General features: G+C 27.9%; 19 protein-coding genes and 1 pseudogene. 19 read left to right on the top strand and 1 reads right to left on the bottom strand.

The window, feature by feature from the left end; all coding sequences use genetic code 11:
* The first annotated feature begins 5 nt into the window (after positions 1-5).
* The 15 genes from aroQ (at position 6) to ylqF (ending at position 14,014) form a co-directional block, all read left to right on the top strand.
* Positions 6-443 carry a type II 3-dehydroquinate dehydratase gene (aroQ, locus tag I2H23_RS06505; RefSeq protein WP_092924512.1) on the top strand — a complete coding sequence of 146 codons (438 nt, stop codon included), beginning with the start codon at positions 6-8 and terminating at the stop codon, positions 441-443.
* A gap of 206 nt (positions 444-649) precedes the next feature.
* Positions 650-1,207: an elongation factor P gene (gene efp, locus I2H23_RS06500; RefSeq protein ID WP_092924514.1), complete on the top strand. Its 558-nt coding sequence runs from the start codon at positions 650-652 to the stop codon at positions 1,205-1,207.
* An 89-nt stretch (positions 1,208-1,296) separates the two neighbouring features.
* Entirely contained in the window at positions 1,297-1,728 is a 432-nt protein-coding gene (locus I2H23_RS06495; RefSeq protein WP_092924516.1) for a CD1247 N-terminal domain-containing protein, read from the top strand.
* A 194-nt stretch (positions 1,729-1,922) separates the two neighbouring features.
* Positions 1,923-2,624: a ribonuclease III gene (gene rnc, locus I2H23_RS06490; RefSeq protein ID WP_092924518.1), complete on the top strand. Its 702-nt coding sequence runs from the start codon at positions 1,923-1,925 to the stop codon at positions 2,622-2,624.
* Positions 2,625-2,637: 13 nt separating this feature from the next.
* Positions 2,638-3,708 carry an elongator complex protein 3 gene (locus I2H23_RS06485; protein WP_092924520.1) on the top strand — a complete coding sequence of 357 codons (1,071 nt, stop codon included), beginning with the start codon at positions 2,638-2,640 and terminating at the stop codon, positions 3,706-3,708.
* Between the two features lie 26 nt (positions 3,709-3,734).
* Positions 3,735-7,289: a chromosome segregation protein SMC gene (smc, locus tag I2H23_RS06480; protein ID WP_195581345.1), complete on the top strand. Its 3,555-nt coding sequence runs from the start codon at positions 3,735-3,737 to the stop codon at positions 7,287-7,289.
* Positions 7,290-7,325: 36 nt separating this feature from the next.
* Positions 7,326-8,591, top strand: coding sequence for a signal recognition particle-docking protein FtsY (gene ftsY, locus I2H23_RS06475; RefSeq protein WP_092924523.1), 1,266 nt, complete (start codon positions 7,326-7,328; stop codon positions 8,589-8,591).
* Between the two features lie 134 nt (positions 8,592-8,725).
* Entirely contained in the window at positions 8,726-9,094 is a 369-nt protein-coding gene (ylxM, locus tag I2H23_RS06470; protein WP_092924525.1) for a YlxM family DNA-binding protein, read from the top strand.
* Positions 9,091-10,443, top strand: coding sequence for a signal recognition particle protein (gene ffh, locus I2H23_RS06465; RefSeq protein WP_092924527.1), 1,353 nt, complete (start codon positions 9,091-9,093; stop codon positions 10,441-10,443). The genes ylxM and ffh overlap by 4 nt, the downstream gene beginning before the upstream one ends.
* A gap of 34 nt (positions 10,444-10,477) precedes the next feature.
* Positions 10,478-10,744, top strand: a complete 267-nt coding sequence (gene rpsP / locus I2H23_RS06460; protein WP_071119726.1) for a 30S ribosomal protein S16 — start codon at positions 10,478-10,480, stop codon at positions 10,742-10,744.
* A gap of 24 nt (positions 10,745-10,768) precedes the next feature.
* Complete coding sequence (locus I2H23_RS06455) at positions 10,769-10,996, top strand: KH domain-containing protein (RefSeq protein ID WP_092924529.1); 228 nt, start codon at positions 10,769-10,771, stop codon at positions 10,994-10,996.
* Positions 10,997-11,122: 126 nt separating this feature from the next.
* The gene (gene rimM / locus I2H23_RS06450; RefSeq protein WP_330383710.1) at positions 11,123-11,635 is read left to right on the top strand and encodes a ribosome maturation factor RimM; all 513 of its coding nucleotides are present in this window, start codon (positions 11,123-11,125) and stop codon (positions 11,633-11,635) included.
* Positions 11,636-11,643: 8 nt separating this feature from the next.
* Entirely contained in the window at positions 11,644-12,336 is a 693-nt protein-coding gene (trmD, locus tag I2H23_RS06445; protein WP_092924531.1) for a tRNA (guanosine(37)-N1)-methyltransferase TrmD, read from the top strand.
* Between the two features lie 98 nt (positions 12,337-12,434).
* Positions 12,435-12,779 (top strand): 50S ribosomal protein L19, encoded by a 345-nt coding sequence (gene rplS / locus I2H23_RS06440; RefSeq protein ID WP_092924533.1) that lies wholly within the window; start codon positions 12,435-12,437, stop codon positions 12,777-12,779.
* Between the two features lie 338 nt (positions 12,780-13,117).
* Positions 13,118-14,014, top strand: coding sequence for a ribosome biogenesis GTPase YlqF (gene ylqF, locus I2H23_RS06435; RefSeq protein ID WP_092927408.1), 897 nt, complete (start codon positions 13,118-13,120; stop codon positions 14,012-14,014).
* Positions 14,015-14,081: 67 nt separating this feature from the next.
* On the opposite strand, the pseudogene I2H23_RS15660 reads toward ylqF, so the two are convergent.
* Positions 14,082-14,162, bottom strand: a pseudogene (locus I2H23_RS15660) (DUF2922 family protein); the annotation flags it as partial.
* Between the two features lie 705 nt (positions 14,163-14,867).
* Here I2H23_RS15660 and I2H23_RS06425 point away from each other — a divergent pair.
* From I2H23_RS06425 to brnQ, 4 genes are all read left to right on the top strand, one after another.
* Positions 14,868-16,940 carry a methyl-accepting chemotaxis protein gene (locus tag I2H23_RS06425; RefSeq protein WP_176698650.1) on the top strand — a complete coding sequence of 691 codons (2,073 nt, stop codon included), beginning with the start codon at positions 14,868-14,870 and terminating at the stop codon, positions 16,938-16,940.
* 585 nt (positions 16,941-17,525) lie between these two features.
* Complete coding sequence (locus tag I2H23_RS06420) at positions 17,526-17,945, top strand: MarR family winged helix-turn-helix transcriptional regulator (RefSeq protein WP_242871302.1); 420 nt, start codon at positions 17,526-17,528, stop codon at positions 17,943-17,945.
* Between the two features lie 13 nt (positions 17,946-17,958).
* Positions 17,959-19,332, top strand: a complete 1,374-nt coding sequence (locus I2H23_RS06415) for an MATE family efflux transporter (protein WP_092924537.1) — start codon at positions 17,959-17,961, stop codon at positions 19,330-19,332.
* 480 nt (positions 19,333-19,812) lie between these two features.
* On the top strand, positions 19,813-21,114 hold the full coding sequence (gene brnQ / locus I2H23_RS06410; protein ID WP_092924539.1) for a branched-chain amino acid transport system II carrier protein: 1,302 nt from the start codon (positions 19,813-19,815) through the stop codon (positions 21,112-21,114).
* Positions 21,115-21,136: the final 22 nt, after the last annotated feature.

Genomic DNA, 21,136 nt, shown 5'->3' with positions numbered 1-21,136 from the left:
TATTTATGAAATTTTTAGTAATTAATGGTCCAAATTTGAATATGTTAGGTAAAAGAGAAAAAGGAATTTATGGTGAAAGAACAATAGATGACTTAAAAGATTATATAAAAAAGGAATGTAAGATTATAGATGAAAATATAGTTGTAGATTTCTTTCAGAGTAATCATGAGGGAGATATAATTGACAAAATACACGAAGCTAACACTTTGTATGATGGAATCGTTATAAATCCTGGCGCTTTTACTCATTATAGCTATGCTATTTATGATGCGATAATGTCTGTACAATTAGATGTAGTTGAAGTTCATATATCTAATGTTCATAAAAGAGAAGAGTTTAGACAAAAAAGTGTGACAGCAAAAGCATGTATAGGACAAATATCAGGTTTTGGATTTGATAGTTATATATTAGGCATAAATGCACTTATAAAAAACAAGGGCTAAAAGTAGTTATAAACTTAATTTTTTTAATATAACTTGACAAGATTGCAAGAGTATATATAATTGAAAAAGGTATGGTGATAATATATACATATATAGATAAATACAATAGAAGTATTTGCCTAAGATTAAAAATAAACTTTTGATTATAATATATAATAAAAAGTATCACCACAAAATAATAAATTTATTTTTATGGAGGGACCAAAATGGTATCAGCAAGTGATTTTAGAAAAGGTGTAACATTTGAAAAAGACGGACAACCATGTTTAATAGTTGACTTCCAACACGTTAAACCAGGTAAAGGTGCAGCTTTCGTAAGAACTAAATATAGAAACTTAAAAACAGGAGCTATAAGAGAAGAAGCTTTCAACCCAAGTGATAAATTCCCTAAAGCTCATATAGAAACAAGACCAATGCAATACTTATACAATGATGGAGAATTATACTACTTCATGGATCAAGAAACATTTGATCAAATACCTTTAGATTATGTACAAGTTGAAGAAGCTATAAAATTCTTAAAAGAAAATGAGGTTGCTACAATAAGATTCTACCAAGGACAAGCTTTCCAAGTTGAAGCTCCTAACTTTGCAGAATTAGAAGTAACTGAAACTGAACCAGGAATAAAAGGAGACACAGCTAGTAACGTAACTAAGTCAGCTACAGTTGAAACTGGAGCTGTTGTTCAAGTTCCATTATTTATAAATGAAGGTGACAAGATAAAGATAGATACTAGAACTGGTGAATATTTATCAAGAGTTTAATAATTTATGTATAAAAAGCTTGTATATCTTAATAATAAAGATATACGGGCTTTTAATTTTATACTTACAAAAGAAGGAGAGGGTTACATATGAAATACCTATTTGAAGAAGTTGCATACCTAAAAGGATTAGCTGAAGGGATGGACATAAGCTCTGAAAGTAAAGAAGGAAAAATAATACATAAGATAATAGACGTTTTAGATAGTTTTGCAGATGCAATAGTTGAATTAGATGAAGAGCAAGCAGATTTAACTGAGTATGTTGAATCTATAGATGAAGATTTATGTGATATAGAAGATGATATATATAGTGATTCAGAAATAGACGAAGATGAAGAAGGGGACCTTAGCTTTATAGAAATGGAATGTCCAAATTGTAAAGACTTAGTAGAAGTAGATGAAGAACTTCTATATGATGATGAGGTTGATATCGTTTGTCCAAACTGTCAAGGAATAATACTATCAGCAGACGATGAAGATTGTATGTGTATTAATTGTTGCGATGATATAGATGAAAATTAGTTAGATTAATATAAGATTGCCTATGAGTTATTAGAATATCTCATAGGCTTTTCTTTTTAAAATATATTATAAGGAAACTATAAATTTAAAAATAAGTGTGAATATTAAAGTAGACAAGTAAATTTTTTATTTTGCAATACTTGTTGAAAAATAGTACACTATAATCTAGAGATAATTAACTCGGAGGTAATAAAATGAAGTTAAAAAAAGATATATTAAAGAATATAGATGAGTTTGAAAATATAATAGAATATAAATTTAAAAATAAAGAGTATATATTAGAAGCTTTAACTCATAGTTCGTACTCAAATGAAAATAAGGAGTATGATTTTAATGAAAGACTTGAGTTTTTAGGAGACTCTGTCCTAAGTATAGTAGTAAGTGAATATTTATTTAAAAAAGAAAGAAATTTACCAGAAGGAGAATTAACAAAGTTAAGAGCAAATATAGTTTGTGAAGAATCTTTAAGTGAAGCAGCAAATGAGATAAATCTAGGAATATATATGTTGCTAGGAAAAGGAGAAGAAGCTACTGGTGGTAGATATAGAATGTCTATATTAGCAGATGCTTTTGAGGCTGTAATAGCTGCAATATACTTAGATGGAGGATTAGAACCAGCTAGAGTATTTATACTAAAATACATGGAAGGAATAATCTGTGATTCAAGAAAAGGTAAAATATTTAGAGATTATAAGACTCACCTTCAAGAAGTTTTACAAGGAAAAGGTGAAAGTAATATATGGTATAGATTAGTAGATGAAAAAGGACCAGATCATAATAAAAGATTTATAATGGAAGTTGGAATAAATGAAAGAGTCTTAGGTGTTGGAGAAGGAAAAAGTAAAAAAGAAGCAGAGCAAATAGCAGCTAAAAAAGCTCTACAAGTAACAATATAAAGGATGATGAAATATGAAAAGAAGAATAATACCTATATTTGTTCCTCACAGAGGATGTCCTCATGATTGTATATTTTGCAATCAAAAAAAGATAACAGGTGTTAGTACAGATATAACTAGCTCTGACGTAAGAAATATCGTAGAGGAATATCTAGAAACAATTGATAAAGATGCAATTGTGGAGATTGCTTTCTTTGGAGGAAGTTTTACTGCTATAGATGTTGATATACAAAGAAATTTATTATCTGTAGCTAAAGAGTATGTAGACAAAGGTTTAGTACAGGATATAAGAATGTCAACAAGACCAGACTGCATAAGTCAAGAAATATTAGATATGTTAAAAGAGTATAGTGTAAGTATAATAGAACTTGGAGTACAGTCTTTAGATGAAGATGTATTAAGAGATAGCATAAGGGGCCATAATGCAGAACAGGTATTTAAAAGTTCTAAATTAATAAAAGAAAATGGTATAAACCTAGGACTTCAGATGATGGTAGGTCTACCTTCAGATACAGAGGAAAAATGTATAAATACAGCTAAAAAGTTTATAGAACTTGACCCATACTGCGTAAGAATTTATCCTACTTTAGTTGTTAAAGAGACAGGTTTAGAAGATTTATTAAATAGAAAGCAATATAATTCATTTTCTTTAGAAGAAAGTGTTGATATTGTTAAAAAGCTTTTAGCTTTATTTTATGTTAATAATATAAATGTAATAAGAGTTGGACTCCAAGCTACTGATGATATACAAATAGGAAAAGCTGTAGTTGATGGTCCATATCATCCAGCCTTTAGAGAATTAGTAGAAGGGGCTATGATAAAAGATTATTTAGAAAGTATTGTTATAGAAAATAAAGCTACAAGTAAAATAGTAGTAAATACTAATAAAAAGAACATATCAAAAATAATAGGTAATAAAAAGACAAATACTAATTATTTAAAAGAAAAATTAAACATAATATTAAAAACAAAAGAAGCTAATATTGATTTAGATAGCTTAGAAATAGTAATAGATGATGAAAAAGTAATTAAAACTAGTTTTAAAGATATATATATAAAATTATGTAATATTTATAACCTTTAGTTTTATTATTGAAGGGAGAGACGAAGTTGTATTTAAAGAGGTTAGAATTGAAGGGATTTAAATCCTTTCCAACTAAAACAGATATATTATTTAATCAAGGGATAACTGCAATAGTAGGTCCAAATGGAAGTGGTAAAAGTAATATATCTGATGCTGTTAGATGGGTACTTGGAGAACAGAGTATAAAAAGTCTAAGAGGAGACAAATTAGAAGATGTAATATTTGCAGGAACTGATACCAAAAAAGCAATGAACTACTGTGAAGTTTCGTTAACTATAGATAATTCTGAAAATAAATTAAATATAGATTTTAGTGAAATAACTATAAAAAGAAGAGCTTATAGAAGTGGAGAAAGTGAATTCTTTTTAAATAATAAACCTTGCAGACTTAAAGATATAAAAGAATTACTTTTAGACACGGGTATAGGAAAAGATGGATACTCAATAATAGAACAAGGTAAAGTAGATGAAATACTTAGCAATAATCCTGTAAATAGAAGAAAAGTATTTGATGAAGCCTGTGGAATATCAAAGTTTAGATATAAAAAACAAGAAGCTGAGAGAAATTTAAAAAATACTAAGGAAAATTTAGAGAGAATAGAAGATATCTATATAGAAATAGAAAATCAGCTAAAACCACTATTTTCTCAACAGGAAAAAGCTAAAAAGTATATAGAACTTAATGATAAATTAAAGACTATAGAAGTAAATAGCTATATAAAAGAAATAGATTTACTAGAAAAAGATTTAAATGAAGCGCTAAAACACAGTAAACTATTAGAAGAACAAGCTATAGAAACTAACAACCAAAAGGTAAAGTTAGAAAATAACTTAAATGAAACATCTAAAGAAGTTGAAGATATAAGTGAGAATATAAATAAATCGATAGATTATATAAATAGTATAAAAAGTGTTATATCTCAGAAAGATGCTCAATTAAATCTTATAAATGAAAAAATTAAAAATTTAAATGAAAGTATATTAAAAAGTGAAAATGAGTTAAGTGAAATAGGAAATAAAATATCTTCTAATGAAAATTTAATTAAGGATTTAGAGACAAATAAGATAGAAAAAGAGAATACAATAAAGTATCTAACTGAAGATATAGATTTATTGGATAAAAATAATTTAAGTAAAAAAGAAAGTATAGAAAAGGTAAATAGTGAAATAGAAGGTTTAAAAGATGGGATAATAAACCTTTTAAATAAAAAACAAGAATCTAGTAATAGATTGTCAACACTTAGTGCCAATATGGAGAATATAAATTCTCGTGATAAATCTATAGACTTAGAAATTAGTGAAGTAAAAAGTGATTTAAATGAAAAATTCACAGAACTAAATGATATTAAACTAAATGTTAGTCAAAAAAATGCTGAATTAGAAAAATTAAAGCTAAAGGAATTGGAAAATAAAAATACTTTAGAAGAGCTTATAAATCATAGCAAAAAATTAGAAAAGCAAATTCAAGATGGTAACTATAGTATAAACAATTATAATTCTAAGCTTAACATTTATATAGACATGGAAAATCATAATGAAGGATTTAATAAAGGTGTAAAAGAAGTACTAAAAAATAAATCTTTAAAAGGTATACATGGAGCTTTAGGACAAGTTATCACAACTAGTGAGAAATACGAAAAAGCAATAGAATCTGCACTTGGTGCATACTTACAAAATATAATCACTAGTGATGAAAATAGTGCCAAGATAGCTATAAACTATTTAAAGAAAAATAATCTAGGTAGAGTAACATTCTTACCTCTAAATATAATAAAAGCAAATAAGATAAACCCAAGTACTATAAAAAGTAATACTAAATTTATAGGCATAGCTAGTGATTTATTATCTTATGATGAAAAGTATAAAAATATAATAGAAAATATACTGGGAAGGACTATCATAATAGATAATATAGATGAAGGTATAAAGTTTGCAAGAGAAACAGGTCATAGATATAAAGTTGTTACTTTAGATGGAGAAATATTAAATCCAGGAGGGTCATTAACTGGAGGTAGTTTCAAAAATAATACAAGTATATTATCTAGAAAAAGACTTATAAATAAATATTCTCAAAAACTTGAAGATGCTAAAAAAGAAACAAAAGAATTTATTAAACAGAAACAAGAAAAAGATAATAATATATCAACAAAGAAAAATGATATTTTAAAAATAGAAGAAGAAGTAAAAGAGTTAGAAAAAAATATTATAATAGAAAGTTCTAAATTAAATAGAGTAGAAGAAGAAATAAAAAATAAAAATATAAGTATTAATAAACTACAAAATGAAAAAGATGGACTTATTTCGAATTTAAAATATACTAAAGACAAATTAGATATAGTTAAAATTGAAATAGAAAAAATGGACAAAGAGCATGAAGAAAATAAAGAAACCATAGAAAAACTAAGCTTAGAATTAAAAAAATCAAATGACTACTATGAAAAAGATAGAGAAAAGCATGATAATCTAAATCTAAAATTAGTTAAGGATAAGCAAGTTTTAGAATCTATATATGCAGATATTAAAAGAATAAAGAATGAAAATGAAGAACTAAGACTTAAAAAAGGCAATATAGAAAAATCTATAGAAAATCAAAATATAGAAATATCTAAGCTTAGAGAAGAGACAGTAATAGAAGAAACAGAAAAAGTTAGCTTAAATAAACAATTAAGCGACAACAGTAGAAATCTAGAAAATAGAAAATTAGCAAAAGAAGATCTAAAGCAAAAACTAGAAGAACATAATAAAAATCTTAAAATCATAGATAGACAGTATATAGATTTAAAAGAAAGTTTATTTAAAGTAGAATCTAAAATAGATAGAATAAAAGTTTCTAAAGAAGATTATATAAACAACTTATTTGAAAAGTACGAGTTGACTGTAGCTGATGCTATGAATATAAAAGATACTAGCATTGAAATTGATAAAAAGAAATTAGAATCTTTAAAAAGAGAAATAAGGAATTTAGGTAATGTTAATATAGATGCCATAAAAGAATATGAAGAAGTTAAAGAAAGATATGACTTCTATAGTGAACAAAAACAAGACCTAGAGCAATCAATAGAAGCTATAGAAAATCTTATAGAAGAACTTGAGAGTAATATGAAAACTGAGTTTAAAGTCAAGTTTAATGAAATAAATGATAACTTTAAAATGGTTTACAAAAGACTATTTGGTGGAGGACGAGGAGAACTTATAATATTAGATGAAAAGGACATATTAGAAAGTGATATAGAAATAGTAGCACAACCACCAGGAAAGAAAATGAAAAACCTAAATCTATTATCAGGTGGAGAAAAGGCACTTACAGCTATAAGTATATTATTTTCTATATTACTTGCAAAACCTACGCCGTTTTGTATATTAGATGAGATAGAAGCCCCATTAGATGATGCTAATATATTTAGATTTGGTGAATTTTTAAAAGAACTATCTCAAGACACTCAATTTATATCAGTTACACATAGAAGAGGGACTATGGAGGCATCAGATTACATATATGGTGTTACTATGCAGGAAAAAGCAATATCTAAAGTTCTTAGCTTAAAGCTAAATGAAGCAGAAAAAATGACTGATATAATATAAAAGGATTAGTTAAAATCATATTTAGGAGGAAGATAAGTGTTTAAGAAGTTATTTAATTTTGGAAAGAAAAAAGAAGAAAATAAAGAAGTTGAAGAGTTAGTAAGTGAAGAAAACTTAATTGAAGAAGATATAAAAGAAGCAGATCCTATAGAAGAAGCTAATGAAATAAATGAAAAGGCAAATACAGAAGAAATTAAAGTTATAGAAGAAACTATAAAAGAAGATGAAGAAGATATAGAGAAAGACATTAAAGAAGATATAAAAGATTTAGAAGAAGAATCTATTGAAGAAAAAATAGAAATAGTAGATGAAAATAAAGAAACTAAAGAAGAATCTATTGAAGAAATAGAGGTAGTAGAAGAAGTACAAAAACAACAAAAAGAAAAGAAAGTTAATTTATTTGATAGATTAAAAGAAGGGTTAACTAAGGCTAAAAAAGGTATAACTGATAGAATAGATGATGTATTAAAATCATATACAAAAGTAGATGAAGAGTTATTAGAAGAATTAGAAGAAATTTTAATAACAGCTGATGTTGGTGTTAATACTACAATGAATATAATAGATAGCCTTAGAGATAAGATAAAGTCTAAAGGTATAACTGACCCTATGGATGTAAGAAATGAACTTAAAATAGTAGTAGAAGAATTACTAGGTGAAGAAAGTCAAAAGCTAGATGTTAGTCATTCACCTACTATAATACTTATGGTTGGAGTAAATGGTGTTGGTAAAACAACTACTATAGGTAAATTAGCTAATAGATATAAAGCAGAAGGTAAAAAAGTTTTACTTGCAGCAGGAGACACATTTAGAGCCGCAGCTATAGAACAATTAGAAGTATGGGCAAATAGAAGTAATGTAGATATAATAAAACATCAAGAAGGAGCCGATCCAGGTGCAGTAATATTTGATGCAGTTAAAGCTGCAAAAGCTAGAAAAGTAGATTTATTAATATGTGATACAGCAGGAAGACTTCACAATAAAGCTAACCTTATGAATGAGTTAGGAAAAGTATTTAAAATAGTTGATAGAGAATTCCCAGAAGCTAAAAAAGAAGTATTATTAGTAGTAGATGCAACAACAGGTCAAAATGCAGTAGCACAAGCTAAGACGTTTAAAGAAGTTGCTGATATAACAGGAATAGTATTAACTAAGCTTGACGGTACTGCTAAGGGTGGCGTTGTACTTGCAGTTAAGAGTGAAGTAGATGTACCTGTAAAACTTATAGGTGTAGGAGAAAAGGTAGAAGACTTACAAGATTTTGATGCAAAAGCATTTTCAGATGCATTATTTGGGAACTAAATTAGCAAAAGTAAAATGTCAATAATAAAGCAAAAAATAAACTAATTCTATATTGACAATACTTTATATATGATATAAAATACAATGTGTAAAGTAATTAACCTTTACAGTAATTTACTGGGAAGTGTAAAGAGATGAATATAGAAAAAATGGTTGAGATTGGATTGTTGTTTGAACAATACAAAGAACTACTTACTGATAAACAGCGAGAAATAGTTTCACTTTACTACGAAGAAGACTATTCTCTAGGTGAAATTAGTGAAAATCTGAATGTATCAAGACAAGGAGTATATGATACTCTTAAGCGTTCAGAAAAAATATTAAAAGACTACGAGAGTAAATTAAATTTAGTTCATAAACATAAAGAACAAGAAAATTTTGTAAAAAATATACAAGATAAAATTGTTGACATTAAGCAAAATTTATTGCAAAATAGAGATTGTGCTAATTTAATCCCTAAGCTAGAAAATATAGAAGATGTATGTAGGGAGATGTTAAAATGATATTTGAAGGATTATCAGATAAACTGCAAGGAGCACTTGATAAACTAAAATCTAAAGGTAAATTAACTGAAAAAGATGTAAAAGATGCTATGAGAGAAGTTAAACTTGCTCTTTTAGAGGCTGACGTTAACTTTAAGGTTGTAAAAGATTTTATAAAGAAAGTGCAAGAAAGATGTGTTGGACAAGAAGTTATGCAGAGTTTAACTCCGGCACAACATGTAATAAAAATAGTAAATGAAGAGCTTACAAGCCTAATGGGTGATGTAGCTAGTAAAATAGTAATATCTCCAAAACCACCGACTATAATAATGATGGTAGGTCTTCAAGGTGCAGGTAAAACAACTACATCTGGAAAGCTTGGAGGATATTTCAAAAAACAAGGTAAGAGACCTTTACTTGTTGCCTGTGACGTTTATAGACCAGCGGCTATAAAGCAGTTACAAGTTGTTGGAGAAAAGTTAGATATACCAGTATTCAACATGGGTGATAAGGAAAATCCAGTAAACATAGCAAAAGCAGGATTAAGTCATGCAATAAAAAATAACAATGACTTAGTTATAATAGATACAGCAGGTAGACTTCATATAGATGAAGCATTAATGGATGAGTTAAAATCTATAAAATCTGAAGTTAAACCTCATGAAATACTGTTAGTAGTAGATTCAATGACAGGACAAGATGCAGTTAATGTTGCAGAAAGTTTCAATGAAACTCTTGGTGTTGATGGAGTAATACTAACAAAACTAGATGGAGATACTAGAGGTGGTGCGGCACTTTCAATAAGAGCTGTAACGCAAAAACCTATAAAATTCATAGGTATGGGTGAAAAATTAGATGATTTAGAACCTTTCCACCCAGATAGAATGGCCTCAAGAATATTAGGTATGGGTGATATACTTAGCTTAATAGAAAAGGCACAAGAAAATATTGATTTAGACAAGGCTAAGGAATTAGAAGAAAAGATTAAAAAACAAGAGCTTGATTTTGAAGATTTCTTAGAACAAATGGAGCAAATTCAAAATATGGGTCCTCTTGATAAGATACTAGGCATGATTCCAGGTATGGGTAATATAAAAGACCAACTTGGAGATGTAGATTTAAATGGTAAAGAAATGAAAAGAACTAAAGCCATTGTTCAATCTATGACAAAAGAAGAAAGAAAAGACCCAAGTATACTAAATGCTTCTAGAAAAAGAAGAATAGCTAAAGGTAGTGGAACTACTGTTCAAGATGTAAACAGACTTTTAAAACAATTCAATGAAATGAAGAAGATGATGAAGATGTTTACAGGCTCTCAAAAAAGTATGAAGAAAAGGGGCGGTTTTGCCGGACTTCCTTTCTTTAGATAAATAAGTAAAATAAAAATTTTCGGAGGTGACTGTAATGGCAGTTAAAATAAGATTAAAAAGAATGGGATCAAACAAAAAACCTTTCTACAGAATAGTAGTAGCGGATTCTAGATCTCCAAGAGATGGAAAATTCATAGAAGAAATAGGATACTACAACCCAGTTTCTCAACCAAAGCAAGTTAAAATAAACGATGAGAAAGCTGTTAAGTGGTTATCAAATGGTGCTCAACCAACTGACACTGTAAAGACTTTATTAGTTAACAATGGTGTTATGGAAAAGTTCGAAGCTTCTAAAAAATAATAAGCTTTATTAGGAGATGAGTATATGAAAGAGCTAGTGTTAGAGATAGCTAAAGCTCTAGTTGACAATCCTGAAGCTGTAATAGTTGAAGAAGTCAGACACAATGAGGAAATAACATTAAAACTAAAAGTTTCTCAGGATGACATGGGAAAAGTTATCGGAAAGCAAGGTAGAATAGCTAAGTCTATAAGGACTGTTGTAAAAGCCGTTGCTAACAAAGAGAATGTTAAAGTTTCTCTTGATATAGTTTAAAAGGATTAGGTATATACCTAATCCTTTTAATGTATTAAGAACTTATAGACTATAGTTTTATGGTGCATAATATATAATAAAATTATAGAAAGAACATATAAAATATTATCTTTAAGGAGAATGATAATGACACAAGTAACACATTTTAAAATAGGAAAAATAGTCAATACACAAGGGTTAAAAGGTGAAGTTAGAGTTTATAGTTATACTGATGATATAAATAGATTTGATGATTTAGAAGAATTTTACATAGGAAAAGACAGAGAAAATCCTTTAGAAGTTGAAAGAGTAAGATATAAAGGAAATATGGTAATAATGAAAATAAAAGGTATCGATAGAATAGAAGATGCAGAAAAATTAAGAGATAAATTTATATATGTATCTAGAGAAAATTCTAGAGAACTTGATGAAGATGAATTCTTTGTGGCTGATATGATAGGAATGGATGTAGAAACTGTCGATGGGCAATATGTAGGGAAATTAGCAGAAGTTTTACAATATGCTGCTAATGATGTATATGTTGTAAAAGATGAAAATAACAAAGAATATTTAATCCCAGCTGTTATGCAGTTTGTACCTACTATAGATATTAATGAGAAGAAAATGATAATAAATCCTATAAAAGGTATGTTAGACTAGGTGATAAAATGAGATTTCATATAATGACATTATTTCCTGATATATTTAACTCTTATATGAGTGAAAGTATAATGAAAAGGGCTATTGAAAAAGGAAAAATAGAAGTATTTATATATAATATTAGAGATTTTTCAAATAGTAAGCACAAAAAAGTAGATGATTACCCATTTGGAGGGGGAGCAGGTATGGTTATGACTCCTCAACCTATATATGATACGTATAAACATATTATTGATACTCATGGTATAAATAATCCTAGAGTAATATATCTAACACCTAAAGGTAAAGTGCATAGCCAGTCCATAGCACAAGAATTTTCTACAGAAGAAGATATAATATTACTTTGTGGACATTATGAAGGCATAGATCAAAGAATTATAGATTTAATAGTAACAGATGAAATATCTATTGGAGATTATGTATTAACAGGAGGAGAGTTACCAGCTCTTATATTGATAGATTCTATATCAAGGTTAATACCAGGAGTACTAAGCCAAAATGAATCTTTTGAAGAAGAATCTTTCAAAGATAATTTATTAGAGTACCCTCATTATACTAGACCTAGAGAATTTATGGGGTTAGAAGTGCCGGATGTTTTATTATCTGGAAATCACAAAAATGTTGATAATTGGAGACATGAACAGTCTATAAAAATAACTAAAGAAAGAAGACCAGACTTGTACAAAAAAGCTTGTAAATAAGTTTAAAGTATAGTATAATTTTAAATGTTGAAAAAACGGGCATTCCTCTGTTACGTTGGTCAGTAATTAAGAATGTCTATGATATCAGGAGGAAAAAAATGAACGAAATATTAAGATCATTAGAGCAAGAGCAATTAAAGAAAGAAGTTCCTAACTTTGGACCTGGGGACACAGTAAGAGTACACGTTAGAATAGTTGAAGGTAAAAGAGAAAGAATACAAGTATTCGAAGGTGTAGTATTAAAGAGACAAGGTGGAGGAATAAAAGAAACTTTCACTGTTAGAAAAATATCTTTCAACGTTGGTGTAGAAAGAACTTTCCCAGTTCACACTCCAAGAATAGAAAAGATAGAAGTAACTAGAAAAGGTAAAGTAAGAAGAGCTAAGTTAAACTACTTAAGAGGTAGAGTAGGTAAAGCTGCTAAGATAAAAGAAGCTAGATAATTAAACTTTACTATAGATAAAAAGGACTGATTTACAGTCCTTTTTTTATATATAAAATATTATTATACAAGGAATTATAGAAATATCTATAGATTTTTCACATGAAATTTATGCTTATTATTAATCAAACATTAGGAAGTATGTAAAAGTATAATATGCTAGTTTTTTCTCTATATATAAAGAGGTTTAAAAAATATACGTTATAGTTATAATAGAAGTAATGCAGTATCAAATATTAAACAAGCAAATAAAAAAATATTATGGTATAATAGATAAGTTGAAATAAAATGAGCGAATTAATATAAAAAGGAGTGATAATCATGGCAAGAGGAGATAAAATGAGGACCGATTATGATGAATATCTAAGAGACGATAATTTACATATAAACTGGTATCCAGGACACATGAAAAAGACTAAGGACTTAGTTAGAGATAATTTAAAATTAGTAGATGTTGTAGTAGAACTTTTAGATGCTAGAATACCATTTAGTAGTAAAAATCCAGATATAGACAAACTTGCAGGAAATAAACCAAGAGTTGTTATATTAAATAAAAGTGACTTAGCAGATAGAGCAAAGCTTGATAGATGGATAAAATACTATAAAGAAAAAGGTATAAAAGCTATACCAATAGATACTATTAAAGGTATGGGTCTTAATAAATTAATAGATGAGTGTAAAAATGTAACTAAAGATAAGATGGATGCATTAAAAGAAAAAGGTAGAAAAGAAAGACCTATAAGAATAATGATAGTTGGAGTACCAAACGTAGGTAAATCGTCTATAATAAATAAATTAACAGGTAGAAAAAGTACAGTAACAGGAGATAAGCCAGGTGTTACTAAAGGTAAACAATGGGTAAGATTAAAAGGAAACCTAGAATTATTAGATACACCAGGTATACTTTGGCCTAAATTTGAAGATCAAGATGTAGCCCTTAATTTAGCGTTTTGTAGGGCAATAAAAGATGAAATACTAGATATTGATACACTTGCTTTAAGACTTATAGGAAAGCTTATGGAGATAGAGCCAGAAAAATTAAAAGTTAGATATAAGTTAGAGGAACTAGGTAATAGTGATATAGAAACTATGGATATGATAGGACGTAAAAGAGGATTTGTAACAGGAAGAAAAGAGTTAGATTATACTCGTATAGCAACTACTGTATTAAATGAGTTTAGAGATGGTAAAATAGGAAAAATAACTTTAGAGGTTCCAGAAGATATAAAAAATTAAGGTTCTGTTAGAAAACTTTGTAATTAGTATACTTAATTAAAAACAAGGTAGAGCAAAAGCTCTACCTTTATTTTTTACCTAATATATTTTTAGAAAGTATAATAGACATAGCTGTTTTTATTTCTTCTTCTGTCAAATCTACTTTAGGCTCATCTACTGATCCATTTTATCTGATGTAATTTTAAAACTCATTAATAATTTCTTTTTAATTTCTATAAAATTATTCTCTATAAATTTTAATTATACAAAATGAGCGAAGTGAATTTTTATTAGGATAATATTGAATTATCTATTTTAATACTTCTAATAATGTAAAGTTTTTAAGTGATAATATAACTCCTACTGTATGTACACCATCATTGAGTGAACATGGGTTTATATTTGAATAAGTCTTATTTTTTACTATTATCTTACATGTTTCTTAATTTTTATACAATCAAATCTTAGTTTTAATCTTAATGAATTTTTAGTTACTGTTACTACCATATTTGTTTCTCATTTTAAGTTTTACTTGTAGCTGTTGCTTATACTTATATAGTACTAGGGACGCTGTACATGTAATTATAAGGTATATTTTAAACTTTTGTAGTAGAAATAGTTATTAATAAGTCTAAATAAATTATAGAAATGTCCGTATTATTAACCATAATATGGAAATTATATTATGATATTTAGCACAAAACAAAATCAACAAATCTTAAATGATTTAATGAGAGCAAATTTTAATATGGAAGGTTTGAGGTGAATAAATTATTTGGAATGAGTATATTTAAAATCTAATGATTTATAATGCAGGGTTATCTAATGAAAAGAATGGATGAAAATAAGTGTGATAAGAGGAGGAAGGCAATTAATGGAAACTAAGTTATGGCATAGGATAAAAGGTAAAAGCAAAAGCAAAAGTATAAAAAATCAACTAACTTTGATAATAGTAAGTTTTTCAGTTATAAGTTGTTTACTTTTAGGTACTGTTACAAGTTACTTAAATTATAAGAGTGCTAACAGTGTATTATCAAAAACCATAGTAGAAACTACTAAGCAAGCAGCACAAACTGCAACTCAAAAAATTACAAATATAAAAAATGCAACAATTCAAACAGGTATTATTAAGGAAATTTCAGACCCAAAAGTAAGTAAGGAAGAAAAAGAAAGTATTATAGATAGACAAGAAAAATTATATGGAATGAAAGTGGGTCAAATAATAGATACAAATGGAAAAGATATTTTTAGTGGAAACGATTACTCTGACAGAGATTACTTTAAAGCTTCTATAAATGGTAAGGCATATTTAGGTAGTCCAGTTCTTAGTAAGGTAACAGGAGAGAATATACTAGTAGTTTCAGCACCTATTTGGGAAAATGGAGTAGAAAATAGTAAAGTTGTGGGAGTTGTAACTTTTGATTTAGATAAAGATTATTTAAATGATATAGTTAGAGGCATAGATATAAGTGAAAATAGTTATGCTTATCTTGTAGATAATCAAGGAACTACAATTGCTCATAGAGATGCAAGTTTAGTTAATGCAAAAAATACTATAAAAGAAGCAGAAAGTAATGAAAGTCTAAAACCTTTTGCACAAGCAGATGAAAAGCTTATCTCAGGAGAAACAGGATTTTCTGATGCAAATTTAAATGGTGAAGATTGGATTTTAGGATATGCCCCAGTAAAAAATAGTAATGGATGGGGTATGGGTATAATGGTAAACAAAAGTGATTTCCTTGGTGAGATGTATAAATCAATCATATATACAGGAATATTGACTGTAGTAGTTACAGTTTTAGCTATATTTGTGGCTATAAGATTCTCTAAAAAAATAGGAAATCCACTAAAAGAATGTAGTGAAAGATTAAATAAGTTAGCTCAAGGAGATCTAAACTCAGAGGTCCCAGTTATAGATGAAGAAAATGAGATAGGTCTAGTAGCAGATGCTACATATAAAATAGTTAATGATTTTAGAAGTATGATAAATGCTTTAACATATATATTAACAGAAGTTAGTGATGGCAATTTAGATATTCATGCAGATAGCGAAGAATACAAAAATCTATTTGTAAAAGACTTTGAGCCTATATTAATAGCTTTAAATAAAATAGTATATGATTTAAATAACACTTTAATACAAATAAATGAAGCTGGTGAACAAGTAGCAGTTAGTTCTTATCAATTATCAGAAGGAGCACAAGTACTTTCTCAAGGTACTACAGAACAAGCAAGCTCAATTGAAGAACTTTCAGCAACTATAAATGAAGTTTCATCACAAATAAAAGAAACAGCAGAACATGCATTAAGAGCAAAGGATATATCTCTAGAAGCAAGTAAGGCAACAGATAAAAGTAAAGAACAAATGAAAGAAATGATTACTGCAATGGATGATATAAATACTACATCAAATGAAATAGGAAATATAATTAAAAATATTGATGATATAGCATTCCAAACAAATATATTAGCACTTAATGCAGCCGTAGAAGCAGCACGTGCTGGAGAAGCTGGTAAAGGATTTGCTGTAGTTGCAGATGAAGTTAGAAATCTTGCTGCTAAATCTGCACAAAGTGCAAAAGATACAGCAGAATTAATTGAAAAATCACTTAAAGCTATAGAAAAGGGGACTATAATAGTTTCAGATACTGCTAAATCTCTTGAAGCAGTAGTTGAAGGCGCTAAAAATTCAGCAAATGTTATACAGTATATAGCAGATGTAAGTAATGAACAAGCTAATCATATAAGTCAAGTAAATGTTGGTGTTGAACAAATATCTGTAGTTGTACAAACTAACTCAGCAACTGCTGAAGAAAGTGCTGCTGCAAGTGAGGAATTATCTGCACAAGCTCAAATGTTAAAGGAACTTATAGGTAAGTTTAATTTAAAAGATGAAGAAAATAAGTACTTTGACGGAAAAATATCATTTAGTGATGAACAATTTTAATCAACCAATAATAGGATATTAATATTTTATACAATATAAAATATAAGCTTAAAATATTTACGTATATAAAAAGTTGCTCCCTTAAATTTAAAGGAGCAACTTTTTATTTTAATTAGGCTATATTAAAGAATTTTGTGATAATTTAGCATAAAAATAACTACAAATAGCAGTATTTATAATTAATAGTTTATCTTAGTAATATATTTAAAATTCTTAATGTATTAACTAAGATATTTGATGAAGAACCTAATTGTTTTTAGACCAATCACTATTATTTATTTTTTTGCGTTTTCTTGATAGCATCTATTTCTTTTATGAAAAATTCCATTAAGGTTATATATTTATTTTTACAGTTTTTGTTCACATGTATATATTGACATTTCGGGATTTGTATCCTTTAAAAAAACTACTTTCTATGAAATATAGTTGGTATTTGTATTACAACATGTTTTGAGCTTAAGTGATTTAATTAAAGTTAAAAAATTATATAATAAAATAGTTGCAATAACAACTAAAATGAGATATACTAATATAGTTGTCTATGCAACTACTCTAAAATATGTGTTATATTTAGGTGGTGATTTTTTGGGTAAAAAACGAGAACATATAGGTAGATATATATCTCAAATATATAGAAAAGGTAATTCATTTATATCAAAGGGATTAAATGAATTAGGAATAGGTTCTGGGCAAGTTATGTTTTTATTAGAACTTTATAGACAGGATGGTAGAAATCAGGAAGAACTATCAGATGTGTTAAATATAGATAAAGGAACAACTGCAAGAGCGATAAAGAAGCTAGAAGAACAAGGATTTTTAATAAGAGAAAAGAACATAGATGATAAAAGAGCATATAAGGTATATTTAACAGATAAAAGCAAAGACTTAAAACATGATATTTATACAATAATGTCTAGTTGGGAAGAAATTATAACGTCTAATTTAGACAAAGAAGAATCAGAAAATATGATTATATTATTAAAAAAAATATGTAGTGCAATATAAAGGAGGGAAAATTATGAAAAATGAACAAATATTAGGAACAGAGTCCATTGGTAAATTATTACTAAAATATTCAGTTCCAGCTATTATAGGTATGATGGTAAATGCACTTTATAATGTAGTAGATAGAATATTTATAGGTAATATACCAGGTGTTGGACCATTAGCTATAACTGGTGTTGGGGTATGTCTTCCTATAATGACTATAATGTTAGCTTTTGCAATGTTGGTAGGTATAGGAGCTACTACTAATATATCTATAAAATTAGGTCAAGGAAAAAAAGAAGATGCAGAAAAAATTATAGGAAATAGTATAACTTTATCAATAATAATAGGGTTATTAATAAGTGTATTTGGTATAGTATTTGGAGATCAAATACTTAGAATATTTGGTGCAAGTAGTAGTACAATTGGTTATGCGAAATCATATATATATATAATTTTAGGTGGTACTATATTTAATGTACTAGCGTATACATTAAACAATACCATCAGAGGTGATGGAAATCCAAAACTTGCAGCATTAATAATGATAGTAGGATGTATGACAAATATAGTTTTAGACGCAGTATTAATATTTGGATTTAAATTAGGTATACAAGGAGCAGCTATTGCGACAGTAACATCTCAAATAGTAACTGCTTTATGGGGTCTTATGTATTATGCAAGAGGTAAATCTAATCTAAAGTTTCATAAGTCTAGTTTAAAGCTAGATAAACATTTAGTTGAAATAATATTTGCTATAGGGTCAGCACCTTTTGCTATGCAGCTTGCTACAAGTCTAGTTCAAGTTATATCAAATAATGCTTTAAAGATTTATGGAGGAGATTTAGCTATAGGCGCTATGGCTACAATATCGTCTATATCAATGATATTCTTAATGCCAATATTTGGTCTTAACCAAGGTGCCCAACCTATAATAGGATTTAATTTTGGTGCAAGAAAATATAAAAGAGCAAATAAAGCTTTCAAGATATCTGCATTAATATCTATAGTTATATTAACTGCAGGATGGATATTAATACAAACTATACCAGATGTTATAGTAGGAATGTTTAATAAAGATCCTAAGCTTATGGAAGTATCAATTAATGGAGCTAAAATATATCTATTAATGATACCTATAATAGGAATATCTATAACAGGATCAAACTATATACAATCTATAGGTAAGGCTAAAATAGCAATGTTCTTAAGTTTACTTAGACAATTTATATTACTTATGCCTATGATTATGATTCTTCCAAAATTCTTTGGATTAGATGGGGTTTGGTATGCTCAACCAGTAGCAGATTTTCTAGCAACTGCAATAACAGCATTTGTTTTATATAGAGAATTAAAAGCAGAAAAAGAAGATGAAAAAGTACACAAACAAGAAGCTGTAATTTAATGAAAAAGCATAGATAATTATCTATGCTTTTTTTTACATTCTTTTAGATATTTTTATACAAAATAATAAAAAAATTTAGAAATATAAAATAACGCTCAAGCTATTGAAAATAGTAAGAAAACGTTATTAAAATATAATTGTAAAAAATAGAATAGTTAGAAAAATAACAAAAATGAATTGACAGTATTAAACCATATATTGTAAAATTTAAATAAGATTAAAAAATATACTGAAAATATTGAAAAAGGTAATAAAAAATATGAAATAGGGAAAGATATTTGTAGAAAAATGATGCAATATAAATCAAAACTGAAAATATACAGAATATTTAAAAAAGTTAGTATATTTTTAATATTGTTGACGTTTTGAAAATAAAGATGTTATACTTAATTCGAAATATTAAATAATTTATTAATATAAAAATAATTTAATATTTAAACTTATCTATGTAAATTCGAAGGAATTTAAGGGGGCGTTAATATGAACAAAACAACTAAAGATGTAGTAGTTGTAGGATTTGCACTATTTGCCATGTTCTTTGGAGCAGGGAACCTAATATTCCCTCCATATTTAGGAGTAATATCAGGATCTAGTTGGCTAATAGGATTTGTAGCATTTATACTAGCCGATGTAGGACTTGCATTACTTGCAGTAACAGCATCAGCAAAGTGTAATGGAGAAGTAAGTAAAATTCTGGGAAGATCAGGAAAAACATTAGCAATAATTTTAGGTTCAGCTATAATGATATGTCTTGGACCATTATTAGCAATACCAAGAACAGCAGCAACAACTTTCGAAATGGGAGTTCACCCTTTATTTAATGGATTTAATCCGGTATTATTCTCAGTAATATTCTTTGCTATTACATTTGTACTAACTATAAAGCCATCAAAAGTTGTAGACATAATAGGCCAGTTTTTAACACCAGCATTATTAGTAGCTTTAGGTGTTTTAATAGTTAAAGGGATAATATCTCCATTAGGCGAAATAAATCCAAGTCCTATGATTGATGGAGTATTTGCCGAAGGAGTTAAGCAAGGATATCAAACAATGGATGCGTTAGGTGCAGTAGCACTTTCAACTGTTGTAATAAGATCTCTTGTAAATAAAGGATATACAGAAGAAAATCAAAAAGTTAAGTTAACATTAAAAGCAGGAATGGTTGCAGCTTTAGGTCTATGTTTAGTATATGGAGGACTAACATATCTTGGAGCTACAGTTTCTAAAATATATGGAGTAGATGTATCTCAAACATCTTTAATAGTAGAGATGACTGCATCTTTACTTGGACAACCAGGAAAAATAATACTAGCACTTATAGTAGGTTTAGCATGTTTAACGACAGCTATAGGTCTTACATCAGCTACTGCTCAATACTTTGAAAAAATAACTAATGGAAGATTAAAGTATGAAGTTATAGTTACAGTAGTTTGTATATTTAGTGCAATAGTTTCAAATTTTGGAGTAAGTACAATAATACAATTCTCAGCTCCAATATTAGATATGATATACCCAGCGACAGTTGTATTAGTTATAATGACAATATTCGGTAAAAGAATTAAAAATGATAATGCATTCAAAGGTGCCACATATGCTGCATTACTTATAAGTGTATTAACTGTTGCTAATTCAATGGGAATATCAATACCACTTGTAACAAAATTACCTTTTGCACCACTAGGATTTAACTGGATAGTTCCAGTATTAATAGGAGCATTAGTAGGTAACTTTATACCACCATCTAAAGATTTATCAAGTGCTGATATTAATAGAGTTGGATAAAATAAAAAATCGTTGGTTTAAT

The sequence above is a fragment of the Romboutsia sp. BSD2780061687b_171204_C1 genome, from assembly GCF_015560225.1.
GTDB lineage: Bacteria > Bacillota > Clostridia > Peptostreptococcales > Peptostreptococcaceae > Romboutsia_C > Romboutsia_C hominis.
This window is presented reverse-complemented; position numbering and strand designations above follow the sequence as displayed.